A 20,736-nucleotide genomic window follows, 5' to 3' on the forward strand; every position below is an offset into this window, starting at 1 on the left:
ATCACCCCAACCGGCGGTCGAGGAGGACGTCCTCCCAGGTGGCATACGTGGTGAGGAGATCTCCCCACGTGTCGAATTCGGCGAGAACGTCCTGCCAGGTGCGGCCCGCAGATCCGCTGAGCCCGGTCGTGACGGGCATGTCGGTTTGCGTGAGGGGAAGCGTCCACGCGCGCCACTGCTCCTGGGCGGTGCCGCCGACGCGGGCCTCCGTGGCTTGGGCGGCGCTGACGTACATGTCGTCGACGCCCATGCCCGGGACGGCCTGCCACAGGAGGACATTCCCGGAGTCCAGTAGCCAGTGCAGTGCTTTGCGTTCGTCGTCGGAGCGCGTCCATAGGGTGAGGTCGCCTTCGAGGCCGCCTCGCGTGTCGCTGAGGATTACGGCGTTGCGGCGCCCTTTGACCCTGTAGAGGGACTGTTCGATGGGCCGCTGCCAGTCGGGCGGCTTCGAGATCATGAGCCGGATGTTCCTCTGTGGATTCCCGGGGTCCTTCAGCCAGGCCAGATTGGGGTCGCCAGCGGTGATGGTGACGGTGTCGGAGGTGCGGGTTCCCGGTGTGGTTGCCCCGTCCGGCCAGAGTTCGATCCGGTAGCGCACCGGGACGCCGAGGGGCGCCTCATAGTCCTCGATGATCATCAGGTCTGATGTGATGCGAGTCCGGTCGAGGAGACCGAGCGGGCCGCGCACCAGGGTGCGGATGCCGTCTTCGCCTTCGCGGTAGACGCTGATGGACTGGCCGACGGTGAGCTCGCGCAGCGTCAACGTGATGCTGGCGCTCTCGTCGACGACCTGCACCGCAGTGAGCGGCACTGCCAGCCACAGGGCGGCGATGTCGACGTACATCGCCGAGTTGGTGGCACCCGCCGTGAGGGTGAGCTCGATCGCTCCCTGCGTGGCGGTGGCGGGCACGCTGGCGTCCGTGGACATCGCGTACCAAGAGGCACCCGGGAAGCTATAGGAGGTGCCGCCGGTAGTCCCGAGATCGGCGTTCGCCGCGTCGTACCAGCGGACCTTGACGTTCACGGTCCACGAACCTGCGCCCAGGGTGGCGAGGATCTGAGCCCGGTAGCTGGTACCCACCCCGCCCGGGGCCGCGAACTTAGCGGAGCGCACGACGCTCGCCGTGGCTGTCGCCGACGTGACGGACAGAGAGTACGAGCCGTCGAAGGCGACCTGCCCCCACGGCGTGGAGCGGCTGATGACTGCCACACCGGAGGGTCGCGTCCACCCGGCGACACCCTGCTCGAACGAGCCGTCGGCATACGGGAGGGTCGTCCCGGCCTGCAAGACCGTGGCGACCGCGACAACTGCACCTTCCAGTCGCAGCACCTGGCCTGCCGAAGCACCGTTGACTCCCGCCGCAATGCCGCAGGTTGCGGCATTCGACGGAGCGATGGCGGAGGCGCGTTGCCGGTACCAGCCCGAACCCGGGGAAGGCGAGACGAGGGTGGAGCGGGTGGCGCTGATCTGGTTGCCGTTGACATCGTAGTACCGCAACTCGATCCACACGTCGGCGAGGAGCGTCGGCGGGTTCAGGTAGGCGTAGGCCAGGTAGTCGGTGCCCGGCGTGACGGTGGGCCGGTCGGTCGACACCGCGGCGGCGTTGCCCGCACCGGTCGCGGTGACCGCGATGGTGTGGCCGCCCGCCAGATAGTTGTCCACCGCCCACGACGCGACGGGGACTTGCCGGGTAACGCTGGCGTTGACTTCGGCCGTCCACCCGGACGCGTCGATCTCGGCGGACTCTGTGCCGAACGCGAAGAGGTTGCCGGTCGTGCGGATCGGCAAGCCGAGGTAGACGTTCTCCCAGTACTGGTTGACCAGCCCCGCGGCCGGAGTCGACGACAGGAGAACCTGCGCCTGTGTCGCGCCCGCCGGCGCCATCCCGGCCACGCCGACGCGGTGCCATCCGCTGGACGCCGCCAACGTGGTCAGGGACCAGGTGATCGAGATTTCGGTGCTGGAAGCTGACAGCCAGCGGATGCCGATGCGCTCAGGTACGACCCCGGCAGCGTCGGCGAACGTCTGGTACGTCGTGCCAGCGGTGACGGGGTAGGAGGAGACGGTGCGGGCCTGCATCTCGCCCGCCGCGACGGACTTGACGACCAAGCAGCCGTCGCCGTTCCTCCCTCCCGTTCCCTTGGCGATCGTCGCGTTGAGTTTGCTCACCCAGCCGGAAGTGTTCGGGTCGACGGACTCGGTTGTTGCCGACAGGAGATTCCCGGGGATCGGCACATCTCACCTCCGGCCTGCGGTCAGCGTGTTGGTGAGATCGGTCATCGTCTGCTGCACTTCGCCGCGGACGTGCCCGAGGAACGCCCCGGAGTCGAGGTACAGGTCGCCCTCGAACTGGCCGCCGCCTCCTCCCGACGGTGACGTCGCCAGCCGTGTCAGGGCGTTGGCCTGTGTGCCCGTGAAGACGGGCTCGGGCCTGCCGGTGCCGTTGTAGGCCAGGTTGAGGCCGGGCTGCAGGTAGCCACCCTGGTCGTACCAGTGCGGGCTGCGCGACTGCCACTTCGAGTAGGCGCGTGCAGGCGACCCGTAGTCCGGGCGCTTCTTGATGTAGTTCAGGCCCCATCGGATTTGGGTTTTAGCGTTGGTCCGGTAGTCGGCACCCGCCGACCGCATCTTCGACGCCGGGAGGGAGTTGCCGGTCAGGAAGACGTTCTCCTCCTGCCGTGCCGTCCAGGTCCCCAGCTCCGTCGTCACGCACCAGACGGGCTGGACGCCCATCGACTCGTCCTTCCAGACCTCCTTTCCGCCCACCACCTTCCGGGGCTCGCCAAGGTGCGGAGACGTCAGCGTGATCGTCCATACCGGCACAGTCCCGCGCCTGCCGCCCGTGCGCGTACTCACGTAGACGCTGGGCCGCTGGCCCGAGAGGTAGACCGCCAGCACGATCGCGTCAGCGAGCGGGCCCGCCTTCTGGGATATCTGCGTGACCGGCTTCCGTTCGCCGTGCGCAGCCGAGACGTGGCCTTCCGCCTTAATGATCGCGTTCAGCCAGGCTTCGCGCTGCTCCGTTGACATCGCGAGTACCTGCTCGACGCACTCCGTCTTCGGGTTCCCTGCCCGTTCCGTGAGGTCCCGCGCGTAGGGGGCCGCCAGACGCCATTCCCTGTCGCGTCGCAGCTCTCCATTCACGTGACGCTCTCGGGTGCGGCAGACGCGGCCGTGACCGTCCACCGCCGCGTCAATGGCAGCCCAGTTCAGCTCCTTGGTCTGTCCGATGTGGTACGTCATTGGCCTGGAGCCGGACTTGTAGCCCTTCTCCGCGTTCACACCGCGAGATGGTCGCGGTTTGACCTGCCAGCCATCACCGGCGACCCACGCGAGGAGCGCGGCTTCCTGCACCGTGATGTCGAGTCCGGAGGTGGTCTCAGCGGGGCGTGCGAGCACGATCCGCTGACGTCGCTTCAAGTCCTGCTGCTGTACGAAGAACTCGTCGGCAGCGGCAGGGTCACGTCGACGTCCGCGCGTGTGGTGTCCATGCACGTAGAGGTTTGGGCGCCCCCGAACGACACCCTTCGCAGGGTTGCTGTTCTTAGCCAGCGTCGTAGCCTCACCGCACCCGCACTGACACAACCCCGCAGGGATGTCTCCGAGATCCGCGACTTCGCATAGCGGCTCTGTGCGCTCCACCAACCAGCGGTGGTTGGGCGTGGAGTTGGCTGACCACTTCTCTGTACCGAATCGACGCAGTTCGCCAGCACCGTGGTGCACGTCGGTGATGCTCGTCCACTCGCTCTTGCCGGTGGCGAGGTTGTAGCCGATCGTCTCGTCGCCGACGCGAACCTCGTCATATCGAAGCCAGCCACGACGGGTCAGGATCTCAGTCGATATATCCACACACTGAGGGATACCATATGCACCGCTACTGCGGTTGAGTGCATTCCAGCGCCAGCCGGACTCGCCGTTCCACAGCTTCTTCAGCGGACCGAACTGCGAGGGGCCCCAGCCGTAGCGGCCCAGGATGCTCTTGGCGTATTGCTGGGCGGCTCCGGTGGCTTGGGCGTTGCCTCCGCCGCCTCCGGTGAGGAACGGCATCGGGTCGACGGCCTTGCCGTTCCTGCGTGCCTCCAGGTGAAGGTGGGGACCGGTCGTGTTGCCGGTGGAGCCGACCTTCCCGATGGGCTTGCCGCGTCCGATGTGCTTGTGCATCTTGGCGACCATCGACGACATGTGTGCGTAGAAGCTGGACAGGCCGCCGCCGTGGTTGATCGCGACGTGCTTGCCGTAAGGCCCGCCTGATGCGACCTGGGAGATCGTGCCGTCGTTGACGGCGCGGATCGTCGTGCCGGTAGGGGCGGGGAAGTCCAGGCCGGTGTGGTAGCCGGAGGACCACATGGAGCCCTTCTTGCCGAATCTCGTGCCGTACTTGGCGTTGACCGGCTTGGCCCACTCCCCGCCTCCACCGCCTCCGGCGAACATGGAGCTGACAGCGCTGACGATCTTGTCCTTCAGGCCCGTGATCATCTTGAGCGGGAACTTGCCGATCATGCTGCCCCATTTACCGGCTACACCCACCCCCTTGGCGATCTTGCCGACAATGGGCTTGACGAGCTTCGTCCAGATCTTCGACGGGTTGGTCAGCAGGTCGGCGCCCGCCTTCGCCCAGTCGATGCCCGTGCCGACGACGTCGCTGACGGTGTCCTTCGTCCAGTCCCAAGCCCCGTCGAGCGGCCCGAGGATGCCGCCCTTCGCCATCAGCCTGGTGCCCGCCGCGGCGTGCAGGGCTTGCGCACGGCTGCGGTACTTGGGGTCAGTCGGGATCACGAACTCGGGGTAACGGGGGTTGCCTTCACCCACTATCGCCGTCGGACGATTGGTGACCATGGGGCGGGCAGGCCCGAACCCGTTGCCGACCGTGCCGCCCGCCTCGAGGAGCTTGGGCGCGTCGGGGAGCTTGTCCAGGCCCACAAACTTGGCGACCTTGTCCCAGACGGCCTTGATGCCCTTCGTGTACACATACTTGATCACGAAGTTGACGGGCTCGGAGACGATCGACTTGATCTTCCCGAACGCCGTACCGATCGCCTTCCGCGCCGTGTCAAAAGCCCGGCCGACAAGCCGCACCGCCTCCTTGATCTTGGAGAAGGCGGGCTTGAGAGCCTTGTTGTACAGCCACGACGCCCGGCTCGCGATCGCATCGAATGAAGGCTTGATCGCGGACCGGTACAGCCACCTCCCGACATCACCGATGCCACGGAACGCAGGTCGGATCGCGGTGCGGTACAGCCACGACCCGATCTTGCCGACGAAACGGAAGGAGGCGACGATGCCATCCGCCGCAGGCTTGATCGCGACACGGTACAGCCAGCGACCGGACGCAGCTATCCCGTCGAACGCAGGCTTCAACGCCGTCCGGTATAGCCAGCGGCCTGCTGCACCGATCCCGTCGAACGCGGGCTTGAGTGCCTTCTCGTACAGCCACTTGCCGAGCGCACCGATCCCGCGGAACGCCGGGCCGATGGCCACCTTCCACAGCCACGTTCCGGTGGCCGCCGCCAGCCGGAAAGCGATCACGACGGGGGCAACGAGAAGCGTGACGATGACCGTTGCGAGAACCCGCGCCGAGAGCGAGATACCGTCGAACGCAGGCTTGATCGCCACACGCCAGAGCCACGTCGCCCAGCGGCCCACCGTCTGCGCGCCAGCGACGATCATGTCGAAGGCGGGCTTCAGGAAACCGTTCCAGGCCGCCATCGCCGCCGTCTGGATGCCTGACCAGGCGGCCTGTACGCCGTTTCGGAACCAGTCGAAGTGCCGGTAGGCGTAGATCACGAATCCGACGAGGGCGACGATCGCCAGCCCCAGCAGGACCAGCGGGTTAGCCTTCATCACCAGGTTGAACAGGAACATCGCGATCGTCCACAGCTTCGTGGCGACGTAGACGAGGTACATGCCCTGGATCAGCCACGGCAGGGTCTCGGCGATCGACGCGAGACCGCGGGCCAGAGAGCCGAGGATCTCCAGGATCGGCCCCGACAGCGGCGCCAGAGCGCGGGCCACCTGGTAGAACGCTGAGCTGATGTCGCCTAGCGCCCGCGCCATGATCGGGCCTTGCTCGGCGGAGTACGCGAGGAACCGTTCGAACGCCGGGCTGCCCTTGAGGCTGGTGCCCCAGGTCGCGAACCGGGCGGTGATGCCCTGCATTCGCGCCGAGATGGAGTCCATGTGCGGCAGGAAGGCCTGGACGATGCCGCCCATGCCCTTGAAGAGGTTCCCGAAGGCGATACCCATGCCGATGATCGCTGGACGCACTGCCCCAGCGAGATCGGTCTTGAACTCCTTCCAGCCCTCGGACTTGAAGCCGCGCGAGGCCCGGTCCTGGAGCTCACCGATCGCGTCGGCGGCGGCCTTCACGAACGGCGTCAAACCGGGCAGCGAATTCTTCAGCCCATTCAGCGCCCGCGTAAAGATGGGCATGACCTGCGGCTGAAGCGACTTCGACCAGTCGCCGAAAGCGCCCTTCAGCGACACGAACGCATCGAACGTGGCTCGCGCGGACGGCGTCAGCTTTGCGAGAGCCTCCTGGTATTTGGCCTGCGCGACGGCAGCCTGATCGACGCCCCCGGCCGCCTGCTGCGACGCGGAGGCAATCTGCCGCTCAGCCGACGCAATCGAGTCCGCCGCCGACATCCGCGCCTGAGCCAGCTGCTCCTGCGCGCGTGACACTCCCTCAGCGGACTCCTTCGCAGCCTGGGTCACCTCACGCTGGGCGCGGGCTACCGACCGGGCCCCGTCCTCCTGCGTGCGCGCCGCATTACGCTGCGCCTCCGACACCTTCGCCTGCGCGGCAGCAATGTCCCTGGTCCCCTGGATCTGCTGCTGCGCCGCCTCCTGGTGGGCCTTCGCCAGCGCCGTCTGCTGATCCCCCACGTTGCGCTGGGCGCCCGCCAGGCGCTCCTGCGCCGACTTGACCGTGTCGGAGCCCTCAACGCCGGCCTTGTCCGCGGCCTTCTTCTCCGCGGCAAGGTTCTTCGTCTCGTCCTTCTGCTCCTTGAGCCGCTGCACGGCCTGGTCGTAGGCGAGCTGGGCGCGCTGCTGCTGGAGCAGCGTGGCTTTCGATCCGACGGCCTGCGTCGCCCGCAGCCGATCCCGGGCCTCCTGCACCGACAAGACCGCGTCCCGCTCGGAGAGCTGCGCACCCGCCAGGCGCGTCGACAGTTCGGCCAGTTCGAGGACGGCGTCCTTACGGGCCTGCGTCAGATCCTGTTGGGCCTGCCGCGCGGTGCGCTGGGCGTCGGCGAGAGAGTCCTCGGCCTGCGCTACCCGCTCTGCGGCATCCCGCTGCCGGTCGGCCGCCTGCTGTACTGCGTCCGCCACCGACTGCTGGGCGGCCTTCACCTGCTGTGCGGCCGACCGGTTCGCCTCGGCTGCACTCCGTACCGCGTCCTTGACGCCTTCTTGGGCTTGCCGGACCCGCTGCGCACCCGATTCGACGGCATCTGCGACCGCCCGCTGGGCCTGCGAGATCTGCTGGGCTGCATTGCGGTGCGCCGTCGCCAGCGACTGCTGCGCACCCGCCAACTGCACAGCCTTGGAGACGCCCTGCCCGGCGGCTTGGCCGCCCTTGATGGAGGCGGTGGCCGCCGCATCCTGGGCGGTCTTCTGTGCCTGCAAAGCGCCTGCGATGCCGACGAAGGCGGGGATGGCGACGGCTACAAGCGCGCCAACGCCAGCCCCGGCGGCAACAGCCGCCGAGGCAATAGATCCGATCCCCGCAGCGAGGATCGGAATGGCAGGGATGGCTGCCACCGCACCGAGCGCCACGGTCAGCTGGAACAGCGCGGCGGTCGCCTGAGCTGTACTGACGTCGGTCCGGATGTTGATGCGCTTGCCGTCGACCGCAGCGATCGCGGCCCGGACGGTCGCCAGTTGCGTCAGCGCCGCAGCCGTGTCAGCCCTGACCTGGACGTTCGGATGCTTCGCGCCGAGGCGGGTGAGCTCAGCCTCGATCGCCCTGATCTCAGCCTTGGCGTCAGCGGCGGAAATATCGATGCCGATCCGCTTGTCCGCCAGCGTCTCCATGCGGAAACGCAGCGCCTGCAGATCCGAGTCCGCCTCGGAAGTGTCGGCACCGATCTGCAACTTCGGCAGCGACCGGAAAGCCGCCTGCAGATGAGTTTTCATCGCACGCGAGAAGGCGCCCGCCGTGTCGTCGCCCTGCCGGACAGCCGAAGGACGAGCCGTGCGCCCGCCCTGGGTGACGCCGTCACGGATCGCATCCCGCAGCGAAGCGGTGATACGAGCGGCGATCTGCTGCCCGATCTGCTCACCGATCGCCAGACCGACGTTGCCGACCTGCGCCTGCATCGCCGGACCGAAGCTGCGGCCGGCGGCGTTGCCCGCATCCTCACCGGCTCGCGTCGCGGCCGGGACGAGCCCTGCGCGGAGCCGGCTGTATATCTGCCGTGTGTTGGGGATGACGTCGACTTCGACGCTGCCGACCTGGATCGCCACGAGGGGCCTCCCCTCGTGGCAGCGCTAGGCGGCGCCTCCGTTGATGAGCTGGAAGAGACGCTCTGCGGCCTGCTCAGAGATCTTCGGCGTGGGTCTAAGCGGCTTCGCGCCGGGCCGTCGAGTGGGCTCCGGCGCGGCGGGCTGGTCACGCTTCTTCTCGACGTGGGAGCAGATATAGACGTGCTCCAGACGCCGGATCGCATCAAGCACGGATGCCGTGAGCTGCTCCAACTGGCTCCAGCGGCCCTTCTCCGGCTCGCCCTTCTCCGCCTGCTCGGCCAGCTCTTCATCCGTAAGCAGGTTGCGGAGCGCGGTCATCGTCGACGACTCAGGCGGCAGGTGCTGGATCAGGACCCGCAACTGCCGCCACGTCATCGCCCCGCGGTGCACGTCCAAGACATCCCGCTGGTAGAAGCGCCAGAGATCGGCCTCTACCGCCTCCGAGTGCGCCTCGTAGACCTGTTGGGTCCATGCGATTTTCCCTGGCTCTCCGGCGCCTGCTCGCTGGCCTCACCGATGAACTCGCCGAACTCCCCATTCGTCGGGTCGAGATCCTCATACAGCTCGAAGTCGTCCGGGTGGATGGCAAGCTCGGCGAACGCGTCGATCTGGCCGGAGTTCAGCAGCCGGTTCCACGACTGCCTCCACACCATCGGCGGCAGAACCCGCAGCTCCTCGCCACGCAGCGTGGCGGTCACGTAGCCGCCGAGCGCCTCGGACTCCTGGGCCTCAGCGGCGTCGTCATCCTCGTCGTCGAAGTCCTCGTCGGGCTCGACGTCCGGGACGACGACGTCCGTCTTGCGGGGCGGCCGGGCGGCAGCAGTCTTCTTGCGGGCGGCGGGCTTCGTGCGGGCGGTTGCGGTCCTGGCATTGGCAGCCATGGCGCGGGCCTCTCGTTCGTCTATGGCGCGGGCGTGGGAAGGGAGGTGGACGGGCCGGGCCCGCGTGCGCAGCCCGTCCACCAGTCAGAGGGGGTCAGGAGCCGGTGTAGTCGGGCGTCGCCGGGACCGAGTCCGTGTGGTAGACGGTGTTCCCAGCAGCGTCCGGGTAGGCGGTGACGGTGATCTCGTAGCCGGACATCTCGTCCTGCTTGAACGTCACGTCGGAGCGGTCGGAGACTTCACCCTGGGGGACGTAGAAGCCCTTGGCGGTGTCTCCGTCCATGACGAGGAACCACCAGGCGCGGCGGTCCGGCACCGGGCTCGCGGTCTCCGCGAAGCTCGTGATGCCGGAGACGGGCTCCAGTTCGGCGGCCGGAATCCGGTACATGATCGACTGGACGGCGACGCGGGCGGTCTCCCACAGGGTGACCTTGAACGTGCGCACCGACTTGGTGATCTGCGTGCGGAACGGCGACGTCAGACCCCAGGGAGTGAACTCCTGCGAGTCCTCGTCGAAGCCGTAGGTCAGACCGTCGTCCGAGATCGCACCGAGCGGCTCCCACGGAGAGAGCGGCTGAACGAGAGGCGACGCAGGCGCAGTAGTGCCCGTGTCGCCTACCCAACCCCCTCCATTTGCTCCGATAACCGTCAAATCGGCGGCGCGGGTGATGTTGACCATCGTTGTCTCCAGACATGCGTGAAGCCCGCGCACGGGCGGGATCAGGGGGGCGCGGGCCCGCAAACGGTCAGGAGACCGGGTGGCTATAGATCTCGAAGGAAGCACCGAAACGGCGCAGGGCTGGGTTCTCGTAGGAGCGCCACGAGGGCGCAGCGATGGTTCGCGCCATGGTGAACACGGCGGAATCGGTGACGGCGCCGCTCAACTCCGACAGGAGCACTGAACGCGCCTGCGCCATCAAGGCCGACGCCGCCGGGCGCGTAGCCGCGTAGACGTCGACTTCGACAAAGGCCCGGTCTAGCCGAAGGGTGTCGTCGTCACCGCCGACGCGCTGCAACTGGATGACCGGCAGGACATCGGCCAGGTTGGCGGGCAAATCGGTGAGTACGCGGACGGTGAGCCTGGCGTGCAGCCAGGCGACCAGTTCGGCCTCAATGTCCACGCTGCCGACTGCCGCCACTAGTTCCGCCCGCCTATCAGGGCGGCGCGAAGGAGTACGTGATGGGCGGGCACTCGCTCGGTGCCGTACTCGACCCAGCGGGCGTAATAGGCGCTGTTGCGAACATAGGCGACCGCGCGGTCGTGGCGGCGGCCGCCGCGAGAGGTGCTATCGGTCGACCAGGAGGCCTTGTAGTGGCCGGCGCGGGGATCGCTCTCGTCGATCGGCGACATCGCTACGGCCGCGGACTTGATGACCTCGGCTCGGCGCAGCATCTCGGCTTGGATCATCGGCGAACGCAGCAGCTCGCCCACGCCTGTCCGGGACATCTTGAATCGTGCAGCCATGCCCTCAACTCCTCAACGTGTGACGACTGGAGGCCTGATGGCTAGCCCGTGACGAGTTCGAGTGCCACCACAACCGGGCCTGTGGAGCCGGAGAACGGGGAGCGGAATGAGCCGACGTGGCCCTCGACTTCGTAGATGTCGTCGCCGACCCTGACGCGGTCGGTGGCACGGATGTCGGTGCCGAAAGGGGCATAGAGCGTCAGGCCTGAGATGACGGTGTCGCGGTCGCCGACGATCTCGTTCGTTGCGGATCCGGTTCCGTCTCGGGGAGCGACCGCACAGCCGGGCACGGGAATCTCCGCGACCGCGCCTGGTACGTCGTTGCCGTAGATGTCCTGTGACGTCGATGGTCCCGGCCGGAGGATCGTCACCGTGTCGCCGTGCGGTAGTTCACGCACGGGCCGCCTCCTCGATGGCTTCGCACCAGTCGGCGAGGTCTGCGGTGGGGTCGAGTTCGGCGCTGCGGATCTTCGCGCGCTTCGACGCCAGCCGGTAGGCGGACGGCGTCAGCAGCTCCCGGAGAACGGCTTCCCAGCCATCCACGTCATTCCGATCGACGAAGATCCCCGCCTCGCCGAGCGATTCACACAGACCCGGCGTCGGGTGAGCCAGCACGGGGATTCCGGAGGCCATCGCTTCGGCCCCGACACGCCCCCACGACTCGTAGGAGGACGGCATGAGCAGCACCTTCGTGCGGGCGTAGACCTGCTCGCGCATGGCGCCGCCGTCCACATGCTCGATGATCTCGACGTTCGGCAAGTCCGGGGGGATCTGTTCCCCGTATGCGCCTCGTACCGCCAGAAATGACTGTTCGGGCATCCGGCGAGCGAGGGCCTCAAGAACACTGGAGCCCTTCTCTGGGCTGCAGTTGATGAGCGTTACGGCCTTGCCGGGATTCGTCGCGTACTCGCCGGCGAACACCGGCGGGCGCACAATCAGGCCGCTCTGCGGGAGCACTCCCGCCGGGTACTCGGCGAAGAACAATTCTGCCTCGACCTGCATCCACTGGCTGTTGTAGACCGCCAGTGCAGTGCCCCCGGCGGCCATGTCGCGAAAACTGAGCCGATGAGTGTTGTGGCACAGCACCACCAGGGGCTTTCCGAACCCGCGGGCCAGCGAAGCGGTCGACGGGACGCACTCCAGATGCGACACGACCACGTCCGCGTGGCGCAGGGCTGACGTGAAGTCCAGTCCTGCCCTCAGTGGTACGACCTGGATGCCGCGGTACTCGTACCGCTCGCGCGCTTCGCCGTACCGGGACAGCCATACCTGTACGTCGTGACCGCGCTCCGCCAAGGGGCGAAGCATGGACACGAGCATGTGCTCCGCGCCCGCGTTGTGTTCGGGCGGCATCGCGTGCACTCGGGCGATGATTCGCAGTGGCTTCGTCACCGCCACCTCGCCGTGGTCATGCCGGACTTGCGTCGATAGCCCGCAAGTTCCAGCATCTTGCGGTCGTCGTCCGTCATGGCGACGGCCGTTCCGGCGCTCGTTCCGTCCGTGCGGTAGCTGTACGGGCCGATCGTCTCGCCGGTCACGCCACCTGCCATGGTCGGCGCCGTCAAGGTCCGCAGTGCCATCCGCGCGACTACGGCCACCACATCCGGTGGCACCGCCGTCTCCCCATGGCTGTAAACCACCCGAAAGGTGCCCGGATAGGCCTCGAAGTCGTCGTCGTACCAGAGCTCTGGCATGTTGATCGACGGGCTCTCGGTCGACGTGCGGATAACGTCGATGCCGTCCCACTGCCAGCCCACGACGGGAAGGTCCGGGGCCCCTCCGGCTCCGATCGCGACGACGGAGGAGACGTCAATGACAGGCCGCTGCGGCAGCCGGATCTCGCCCTGCTGCGCCCTCACCACCACAGTGTCGTCGTCGGTGCGCGTGAACTCCCGGCCGGTGAACATGCGGACCAGGGCGGAGGCGTCGCCGAGCAGCGCCATCCCGCGGGCTTCTTCACCTGCGGTAAGCGGGCGGCCAAGACGGTCAGCAAGATCGCTGACGTTAGCGAGGGGATCCACGCTTGGCCACCCCCTCCATTGCCACACACCAGAGATCGAGTTCTGCCTCTGGATCGAGTCCGGCGGCCCGTGCGGCAGCCGCCTTGGACGCCTGCCGGTAAGTGGTCGGGGCCGTCAGCTGCCGGATGGCGGCCTCCCACGCCTCCAGGTCGTCGCGGTCACAGAAGGATCCGGCCTCGCCGAGCGACTCCATGAGTCCGGGCGTCGGGTGGGCGATGACGGGAATCCCGGAGCACATCGCCTCGACAGCCACGCGGCCATACGACTCGTAGGACGACGGCGCCAGGAGGATCTTCGTTCGGGCGTAGACGTCCTTGGCCATGCGATCCCCTGGCGTGTGCGGAACGATCTCCACATTGGGAAGATCCTCACGCACGACCTGATTGCCATAGCCACCGATCACGCCCAGGAACTTGCGGCGCGGCATCCGCTCCGCCAGCGCGTAGAAGACCTTCGCGCCCTTCTCCTCGGTCAGGTTGATCAGAGTGATGCGGTCGCCGGGCGTGGCCGAATAGTCGGCGACCGCCACGGGCGGGTGCACGGTGATTCCCCACGGCATCGGACGGTCGCCGCGGTGGATGCGCCACCACGCCTCAGCATCCGCCTGCATCCAGGCCGTGTTGTACACGGCCAGCGTCGGGGACCCCTTCACCAGCCATGACTTCGACTTCTCGAAGGTGTTGTGCAGCAGGTGGACGACCGGGATGCGGTTCAGCTCGCCCAGCACGGAGGCGCGAGGCGTGTTCTCCAGATGCGTGACGATCACGTTCGCGCGCCCCGGACCCCGCATCCACCGGCCCGGGTCCGCCTTGCCGCGGTGAGGATGAACGCTGACGCCGTCGATCTCGTAGGTGTCCTTGGTTTCCGCCGCCTGGGAGAGGAGGACGTCCACGGTGTGCCCGCGCGCAGCGAGCTCGCGCAGCAGGCTGTGGGCCGCCCATTCGGCGCCCGCATTGTGGGCCGGAGGGTAGGCGTGCAGCATCGCCAGGACGCGCAAGGTGGACTCCGATCTGCCGTCGGCCGGCGATCCCTGAGGGTCGCCGGCCGGACGGGTCAGGATGCGGCGGTGGTCGCCTGGACGACCGCGAACGGCGAGCGGGTTGCCGCGTTGGTGTTCAGGCGGGTCGCCGGGTTGGCCGTGGCGAACGCGACGCGCATGACCACGCGCATGGCGACGGAGTCCTGCTGCATCAGGTTGAGGAGGACCTTGCCGTCGTCGTCGGAGATGACACCCTCCGTGAACAGCTTGAAGCTGATGTCCTGGCGGACGCCGACGATCGCCTTCGACCAGTCGCCCATCAGCAGCTCCGCCTCGGACATGTCCCAGGCGCCGTTGGTGAGCTCCGACATGCCGTAGCCGTACAGGGTGCCGCCGGGCTGGCCCTGCATGTTCGGCTGATAGATCGGCAGACCCTGCTCGCTGCGCATGCCGTTCAGCTTCCAGGTGAGTCCCGGACGGCTGATGAAGCCGTTGACGGCGAAGCCGTCCTCGGCGACCTTCCCTGCGGCGAGGGAGACGTCGACGCCGAAGTCGGCGCCGGCGCCGGTGATGACGGCGTTTCCTGCGGCGACGGCGGACTGGTAGACGGCGGAGGGCCACGTGGACGGCTTGTCGAGCCCGAAGAGACCTGCGCCGTCCAGCTTCGCGCCGATCGCCTCGACGAGACGGGGCCGAACCTGCTCCCAGATCGGCATCTGGGCGTCGTCGAGGTACGCCTCGGGGATCGGCACGATCGCGGCGATCTCTTCGGCGACCAGGTCGACGTTCTTCCAGTCCTGCGCCGTGGTCTGCTTCAGGCCGGTGTCGCCGCCCACGAAGTAGGCCAGCGGCATGACGTCGAGGACCGGCTGCCGCTGCGTCTTGGACGACATCGGCACGTTGCGGGCCCGCTGCAGCAGAGAAGAAGCCGCAGGGAGTTCCTGGATGATCTCCGCGGAGACCGGGGTCGGGACGAGCGGATCATTGCTGGCGTCCCGGCTGATGAGCGAGTTGAAAGGCACGGGGTCTCCTTCCGGAAATGCAGCGACCCCGGCCCCGTGCGGGTAATTCCGGTGCTGCGGTGAGGTTCAGATCAGGGAGTACGGCCGGCCATGGTTCGAATCCACTGGTCGGGGGTTGCCTCGGCGGAGCCGGAGGCGGTCGCTGCGCCCGGTGTCAGGGATTCGACGGGCCGGTGCTGGGTGGCGGCGGACGGAGGCGCGCTGGCCTTGAGGCGCTCGGCGAGCACCTCGGCGCGCGTGTTGATCTCCTCGTCGCTGCCCGAGCCGAGAAGGTCGATCAGGTCCGGCGGGATGTTGTGCGTGGCCGCAGCCATGAGGCGGGCGTTCGTCGACTGAAGCTCCGTGAGCTTCTGCTCGACGCTTGTGGCCCGCTCGTTGGCGCGCTGGAGCTCGGACTTCTGGGTGTCCTCGAACTCGGCGTGCTTCTGTGCGGCCTGGCGCAGCTGGTCGATCTCGTCCTTCGACTTGAAGCCGAGAGCGGCCAGGTGCTTGTTCTCGTGCTGCCGGGACAGTGCCTTCCACTTGGTCGCTTCGGATTCCCAGTCCGTGATCTCCGCCTTGGCGGCCTCCTGGGCCTGGGGCCCTGAGGTTGTCTTCTGCTGAGCGGGCGGAGGCGGGGTCTGTGCGGGGATCTGGCCTGCTGCGACGGCTTCGGCGGGGGTCGGAACTGCCGGCGTGCCGCTGGCGGTCTCCGAGGTGTTCTCGGCCATTGATGGGCTCCCGTGTCGGGTGCGCCGCCATGCCGGCGGGCGCGGGGTGGCTACGCGAAAGGCGCCCAGCCGTGTCGGCAGGCGCCTCGTTGAGGGGTGATCCGGCACCGCGGGTGCCGGGTTCGGGGTCAGGAGCGCTCGGGTGCCGCGTAGGCGGTGCGCCCCTCTGACTCCCACCAGCGGCGGAAGGCGTTGACGGCATGCTTGCCGCCGCGTCCTCGTGTGGTCCGCAGCCAGTCGTCATAGAGCTTCTCGGCAATGCCGATGAAGGGTTCGTCGTGCGTGAATGCAGGCCATGCCTGGCAGGCGCAGTGATCGTGGTACGAGTTGCCGCCCTTGCGCGGATCGCCAGCCGTTCTGGCCGTCTTGTAGACCGGTCCGCGGCTGGCGAGCATCGCGCACCAGGCGCACGGATCGTTGTCCGTTACCCTCGCCCAGCCCGTAGCCGATTCGTCGGCCTCGATGGACCGCTTCATCACCGACCGGCCCCCTTCGAGGGCCAGGTACTGGGTGGTTCCGACCATGCGGACGGCTGCGGCTTCCATGGCCTGCTGAGGGGTCTTGCCTGCGGCAATGGCTCTCTTGAACTCGACGGGGCCGGTGACGTCGAGGGCTGACTCTAGGCGGTCCAGCAGTAGCGGAAGCGGGTCCTGGGGCTTGAAGCCGTCCTCTACGGCTGTCGCCGCGCGCCGGGCATCCGCATAGGAGACGCGCGCGAGTTCCGCCGACTGCTGTCTGCCCTGCTCCACGATGGGAACGAGGGCGGCCCGGACGGCGAGCCAGGACGCGTCGACCTTCGCCGGATTCATCAGGTCCCGCCACACCTGCAGGACCCGCTGCGCCATGCGTGCCGCTATCAGGGCCTGTATGCCGCGATACCGCTGCGCCTGGCCCGGATTGGCTGCCATCAGGCTGCCACGTCAGGCAGCGGGGGCACCGGAGCGAGCTGCTGTGACATCTGCTTTTCGATGATGCCGTTCAGGCGGCCCATCGCGTCGCCCTGTGCCGCCGTGGTCTTCCAGCGCTCGACGTCCGTCTGCGTCACGCCGGGGATCTTCTCCCACAGTTCCTGTGGGGGAACCCCGAGCATCGTGACGAGCTTGCCGAGAGCATCCACGGTCTGGGCCAGGGAGCGGGCGGAGGTGTCACGCCATACGACCTGCGCGACGGTATCTTCCCAAGCCTTCGTGTCGCCCGATGCGAGGCCGGACAGGCGCAGTGTCTGCTCCCAGCCTTCGCCGAACAGCGACTCCCTCTCGTCGATCTTCCGGTCGAGTCCGTCGCGCGCAGCCGCGAGGGCTTCCGCGGACAGGTTCACCATCTGGCCGAGCAGGTGATACGGCGGCACCTGCGACAGGGTCGAGATGTGGCGGATCGTCGCCTCGCGGCTGTCCAGGTAGCCCTTGAGGTCGGTCTGTCCGAACTCGCCGAACTTGGTGTCGGCGTCTTCAGCGACGAACAGCCCGTCGACGCGGGAGCGGAACGGCTCGATCGGATTATTCTGCTCGTCGAGCGGCGGGGCCATGCCTGTGACCCAGCGCTGCCGGAAAGCGGCGTACTGCTGCGCCATCAGCAGGTTGAAGGTGGTCATGTTCAGCTGGTCCTGGGCGTCGATGAGCGGCTCGACCTCGCCGATCACGCCGTCGCCGTCCAGGTCGTCAGAGTTGACGAACCGGACCACCGGGCAGACGCCCAGGTTGTGGCGCATCACGCCGTCTTCGTCCAGCGTCAGGTCAGTACTGTCGGCTTTGCCGGACAGCGTGTAGCGGGCCTGCTCGTCGTAGATGCGCACGACCCGACGGGGGCCTTCTGCCGTGTTCTCGACACGGTCTTCGATCGCATAGAGCGGCCACTCGTCGTTGACGGGATCCGCGTACAGGGCGGTGAGGCGGCGCGGAGAGAACGGAGTGATGACCGGGACAGGCTTGCCTGGCATCACCACCACGTAGGCGGCCCCGTAGGTCAACGCCGCCCGGTGCACGCCGTGCTGGCGTGCATCCAGCCGATTGGCTTGCCACACCCGCCACGGGGCTGCGTTGTCGTCCTTGCCCTTGGGCCGGTATCCGTCGACGTACATGTTCTGTGCGACCACATTGACGACCAAGGGGAGGATCTTCACCTTGGCGCGCTCGATCAGCCACCGGTACTCGGCCCGCGCGCCCGACGGCACGTACACGCTGGCATGCTTGCCAGCCATGTAGTCCGCGATCCGCTGCAGGCGGGGCTGTTCGACCTCACGCAGTTTCAGCAGGCGCTTCGCCGTCGCCACCGCCTGATCCTCGCCGATTACGGCCATGCCGCGCCCACCTCCCTGCTCTATGCGAATCCGTGCACGCGCCCGGTGCGCTGCCTCTTCTTCTGCCGCTTCGCCCAGTCCGGGGAAGCCGACAGGGCGCGGCGCGCCATGTCCGCCAGCTGCATCCCCGCGAAACCGTCGACCTTCTTCGGGGACTCCCGCGACTCCTTGCCGAAGGACACGCCCCACTTGTTCGGCCGGCGCCGGGCGTTGCCCACGTGCCGGTTCAGGATCGGATGGTCGGTGTGCGGCAGCTTGCCGTCCTCGATGGCCCGCACCAGCGCCTCAGTGGCCAGGGTCAGCTCCTGCTGACGGCCGCGCATGTCCCAGCCGACCGCGGCCTTCGGGGAGGCCCGCACGACGAGTTCATCCCGGTAGGTGTCCGTCCATTCGTCGATGTAGGACTCCCACAGCTTGACGTCCGCGAAGAACGCCCGGACCTGCCACTGCCCGAAAGCGTGGGCCACCAGGTCGCTTACCTGCTTCCGGTCGACTTCCCAGCCCTTGGCCTGCGGCCCGTCAGGGCGCTCCCAGATCCCGACCGGCTGCACGAGCCGATCCGAAACCCGCATGGCGATCAAGGCGGTTGCGTCATCCGTCTTGCCGCCGTCGAACCCGAGGACGACATCGTCGCCAGGCTCCAGGCGCATCGGCGACGCATTCTGCGACCAGGCCGCCGGATCGAGCAGCGCATCCTCCGCGGCGACCGGCTGGTTCAGCCAGTAGCGTCGCGAGTCCGACGGGGCGGACTGCGGATCCCAGATCTCGGCGATGATGCCGTCCAGGTCCATCCACGAGGCGGCCGGGCCGTAGGCCTCCTTCAGCCCGGCCAGCAGCGCGTCACGGTCGGCCAGGTCCGTTCCGTCCCTGGCCTGCCGGTGATCGAAAAGCAGGCCTGCAGCATCCGCGTCGCGGACCCGGCCCTCTTTGATCGCCTTGAAGTAGGTGTGTGTGGCCTCGGCTACAGAGTCCTGGCCCGGCTCGTACATCGTCGACGTCTCCAGGCACCACGGCTCGGCCTCCTTGCGCTTGCGCAGGTTGCGCCGGACCGTGCCGTGCATGCGCCGAAGCTCCGGCTGCACGTACAGGTGCGTTTCGTCGAAGACCGCGAAGGTCTCCTTGCCGCCGTCCTTCGCCGCGGACGACGCCGTCGACGGGGTGATCTCGCCGCGCTGGTGGTGCAGAACGATCCGGCTCGACGACTGCGCCGACTTGCCGATGTCGATGCCCGGGAAATCGTCCCCGTAATGCTCGACCACGTACTCGAGCATCGTCGACACGTTGTCGTAGGTGTTCCCGGACTGCCCCTCCTCGGTGGCCAGACAGCGAATGAACGGCGACTTCACCGACCTGCCCACCGGCTCACCGGCTGCGTCCCATCCGTCGAAGCGCACCGGGAACAGAGCCTCGGCGCAGACGAGCATTCCGGCGATCTCTGACTTCGCGCGCCCCTTGGCCCGCGAGAGGAACGCCCGCCGGTACATGCGGCGCCCCGTCTCCGGGTTCAGACGATAGGCCTTGACGATGAACGCGTAGAACTCATCGTCCAGCTCGATCGGCTCGCCGACAACGTCGCCAGGACCGTGACAGAGGTACTCCTCGACGTGCTCGACGATCTGGTGGCCAAGGGACGGAAACTCGCCTTCGTATGACGGCCCCCTCCAAGGCATGGGGACCCCCTAGCCGACGTCCTCGCTGACGATCCGCAGGTTCTTACGCCGGCTCAAGGTCGACCGCGGCGTCTCGGAAGGCGCCTGCCTGTCCCCCGGGGTTTCGATCTTCAGCTTTAGGCGCATCCGGTCCTCCGGGGTTGCCCCGTACTTCGCGGCCCGCAGACGCACCTCGGATGCGAATTCCCAGCGGCCCTTGGTCCACATCACGTGATGCAGCAGGGCCGTATCGAGGAGAAAGTCCCAGTCGGTGTCGATGAAGACCTGCGCCTGGGCCGAGCGCCGCCAAGTCTCCCACCACTGCACCGTCCGCGGATGCCACGACTCCTGATCGGGCAGTACGCCCTCGGGCAGCTCCGGCCCACGGACCTCATCGTCGTCCTCGACCCGGTTCAGCTCAGCGTCCCGCGCCTTCGAGTCTCGGGCCCGCGACCGAGTCGCCTTCGGGGCCATACCTCGACCAGCCATCAGGGTCACCCCCTCACAGCAAGTCGTCGATCACCCGTGTCAGGTCGGCCAGCGTAGACGGTGCGCTTTCGAACGGCTCGCGGGTCACGGTGATGTAGCGGCCACGGTCGTATACCTCAACGGCAGACTCTCCACGCCGGATCCGACGCCCCTGCCCGACAGTTCCCAAGCCCCAGATGTGCAGGCCGGTGCCGGACGGGGAGATTTCGATGTACGTCGGCGGCAGCCTGTCGACGATCCTGCGGGCCCACGTCCGCAACTCGCCTTCCAGCAGTGCGTGGTCGAGGTCGATACACACGAGGCGGTCCATCGCGCTCAAGACGAATCCGGTGCCCGCTCCGGCCGTCGAGCGGTTGACCGCGCTGTAGCTTGCCCACGTCTCGGGGTCGGTCGACGAAGCTGGCCGGACCTTTGGGCCGACCACGGACAGGGGGACTTTGCTTTCCGTCCGCCGCACCCACTGGCGCCTGCGCGTCATCGCCGACGGCACCGGATCGGCCTGCCGGCGAGCGGCGCGGTGGGCAGCCATGCGGCAACGGCCTGAGCAGAAGCGCGCATTGTGAGCATGCCGGGCGCCGAGCCGTTCCGGACACCCCTCGCAGCGCTTCGTCGTCATGTATCCAGGATAGCAGGGTGCGTGACGGCAATACATGCCCTGACCAGCAGAAATGAAGATCTGTGACGCACTCCGACCGTCACGGCCACTCGCAGGTCAGAGACCCGCCGATGACGTAATCGCAGGTCAGAGCTTGATCAT

General features: G+C 67.7%; 18 protein-coding genes. All 18 read right to left on the reverse strand.

Features of this window, described 5'->3' with window-relative positions:
- Position 1: 1 nt before the first annotated feature.
- The 18 genes from E5671_RS05980 to E5671_RS06065 all read right to left on the reverse strand — a co-directional run bounded on the left by E5671_RS05980 (position 2) and on the right by E5671_RS06065 (position 20,595).
- Positions 2 to 2,170, reverse strand: a complete 2,169-nt coding sequence (locus tag E5671_RS05980; RefSeq protein ID WP_336605676.1) for a hypothetical protein — start codon at positions 2,168 to 2,170, stop codon at positions 2 to 4.
- A 69-nt stretch (positions 2,171 to 2,239) separates the two neighbouring features.
- Positions 2,240 to 8,467, reverse strand: a complete 6,228-nt coding sequence (locus tag E5671_RS47370; protein ID WP_160502793.1) for a peptidoglycan DD-metalloendopeptidase family protein — start codon at positions 8,465 to 8,467, stop codon at positions 2,240 to 2,242.
- 24 nt (positions 8,468 to 8,491) lie between these two features.
- Entirely contained in the window at positions 8,492 to 8,842 is a 351-nt protein-coding gene (locus E5671_RS05990) for a hypothetical protein (protein ID WP_160502794.1), read from the reverse strand.
- 56 nt (positions 8,843 to 8,898) lie between these two features.
- A complete protein-coding gene (locus tag E5671_RS05995; RefSeq protein ID WP_160502795.1) occupies positions 8,899 to 9,348 on the reverse strand; it encodes a hypothetical protein in 450 nt (149 codons plus the stop codon).
- Between the two features lie 94 nt (positions 9,349 to 9,442).
- Positions 9,443 to 10,027 (reverse strand): phage tail tube protein, encoded by a 585-nt coding sequence (locus tag E5671_RS06000; protein WP_160502796.1) that lies wholly within the window; start codon positions 10,025 to 10,027, stop codon positions 9,443 to 9,445.
- A 67-nt stretch (positions 10,028 to 10,094) separates the two neighbouring features.
- On the reverse strand, positions 10,095 to 10,487 hold the full coding sequence (locus tag E5671_RS06005; protein ID WP_160502797.1) for a hypothetical protein: 393 nt from the start codon (positions 10,485 to 10,487) through the stop codon (positions 10,095 to 10,097).
- On the reverse strand, positions 10,487 to 10,813 hold the full coding sequence (locus tag E5671_RS06010) for an HK97 gp10 family phage protein (protein WP_160502798.1): 327 nt from the start codon (positions 10,811 to 10,813) through the stop codon (positions 10,487 to 10,489). Before E5671_RS06010 ends, E5671_RS06005 begins: the two co-directional genes overlap by 1 nt.
- A 41-nt stretch (positions 10,814 to 10,854) precedes the next feature.
- Positions 10,855 to 11,211: a hypothetical protein gene (locus E5671_RS06015; protein ID WP_160502799.1), complete on the reverse strand. Its 357-nt coding sequence runs from the start codon at positions 11,209 to 11,211 to the stop codon at positions 10,855 to 10,857.
- Positions 11,204 to 12,211 carry a glycosyltransferase family 4 protein gene (locus E5671_RS06020; protein ID WP_336605678.1) on the reverse strand — a complete coding sequence of 336 codons (1,008 nt, stop codon included), beginning with the start codon at positions 12,209 to 12,211 and terminating at the stop codon, positions 11,204 to 11,206. Before E5671_RS06020 ends, E5671_RS06015 begins: the two co-directional genes overlap by 8 nt.
- Positions 12,202 to 12,834 carry a hypothetical protein gene (locus tag E5671_RS06025; protein WP_160502800.1) on the reverse strand — a complete coding sequence of 211 codons (633 nt, stop codon included), beginning with the start codon at positions 12,832 to 12,834 and terminating at the stop codon, positions 12,202 to 12,204. The genes E5671_RS06020 and E5671_RS06025 overlap by 10 nt, the downstream gene beginning before the upstream one ends.
- A complete protein-coding gene (locus E5671_RS06030) occupies positions 12,818 to 13,831 on the reverse strand; it encodes a glycosyltransferase family 4 protein (RefSeq protein WP_237330113.1) in 1,014 nt (337 codons plus the stop codon). The genes E5671_RS06025 and E5671_RS06030 overlap by 17 nt, the downstream gene beginning before the upstream one ends.
- Before the next feature lie 56 nt (positions 13,832 to 13,887).
- Complete coding sequence (locus tag E5671_RS06035; RefSeq protein WP_160502801.1) at positions 13,888 to 14,835, reverse strand: phage major capsid protein; 948 nt, start codon at positions 14,833 to 14,835, stop codon at positions 13,888 to 13,890.
- A 71-nt stretch (positions 14,836 to 14,906) separates the two neighbouring features.
- Positions 14,907 to 15,545 (reverse strand): hypothetical protein, encoded by a 639-nt coding sequence (locus E5671_RS06040; protein WP_160502802.1) that lies wholly within the window; start codon positions 15,543 to 15,545, stop codon positions 14,907 to 14,909.
- 128 nt (positions 15,546 to 15,673) lie between these two features.
- Entirely contained in the window at positions 15,674 to 16,453 is a 780-nt protein-coding gene (locus E5671_RS06045) for a VG15 protein (RefSeq protein WP_160502803.1), read from the reverse strand.
- Positions 16,453 to 17,841 carry a phage portal protein gene (locus E5671_RS06050; protein WP_160502804.1) on the reverse strand — a complete coding sequence of 463 codons (1,389 nt, stop codon included), beginning with the start codon at positions 17,839 to 17,841 and terminating at the stop codon, positions 16,453 to 16,455. The genes E5671_RS06045 and E5671_RS06050 overlap by 1 nt, the downstream gene beginning before the upstream one ends.
- A gap of 20 nt (positions 17,842 to 17,861) precedes the next feature.
- Positions 17,862 to 19,511 (reverse strand): terminase large subunit, encoded by a 1,650-nt coding sequence (locus E5671_RS06055; protein WP_160502805.1) that lies wholly within the window; start codon positions 19,509 to 19,511, stop codon positions 17,862 to 17,864.
- 9 nt (positions 19,512 to 19,520) lie between these two features.
- Complete coding sequence (locus E5671_RS06060) at positions 19,521 to 19,979, reverse strand: phage terminase small subunit (RefSeq protein ID WP_237330114.1); 459 nt, start codon at positions 19,977 to 19,979, stop codon at positions 19,521 to 19,523.
- A gap of 13 nt (positions 19,980 to 19,992) precedes the next feature.
- Positions 19,993 to 20,595 (reverse strand): bifunctional DNA primase/polymerase, encoded by a 603-nt coding sequence (locus E5671_RS06065; RefSeq protein WP_160502806.1) that lies wholly within the window; start codon positions 20,593 to 20,595, stop codon positions 19,993 to 19,995.
- Positions 20,596 to 20,736: the final 141 nt, after the last annotated feature.

The organism is Streptomyces sp. BA2 (genome assembly GCF_009769735.1).
GTDB lineage: Bacteria > Actinomycetota > Actinomycetes > Streptomycetales > Streptomycetaceae > Streptomyces.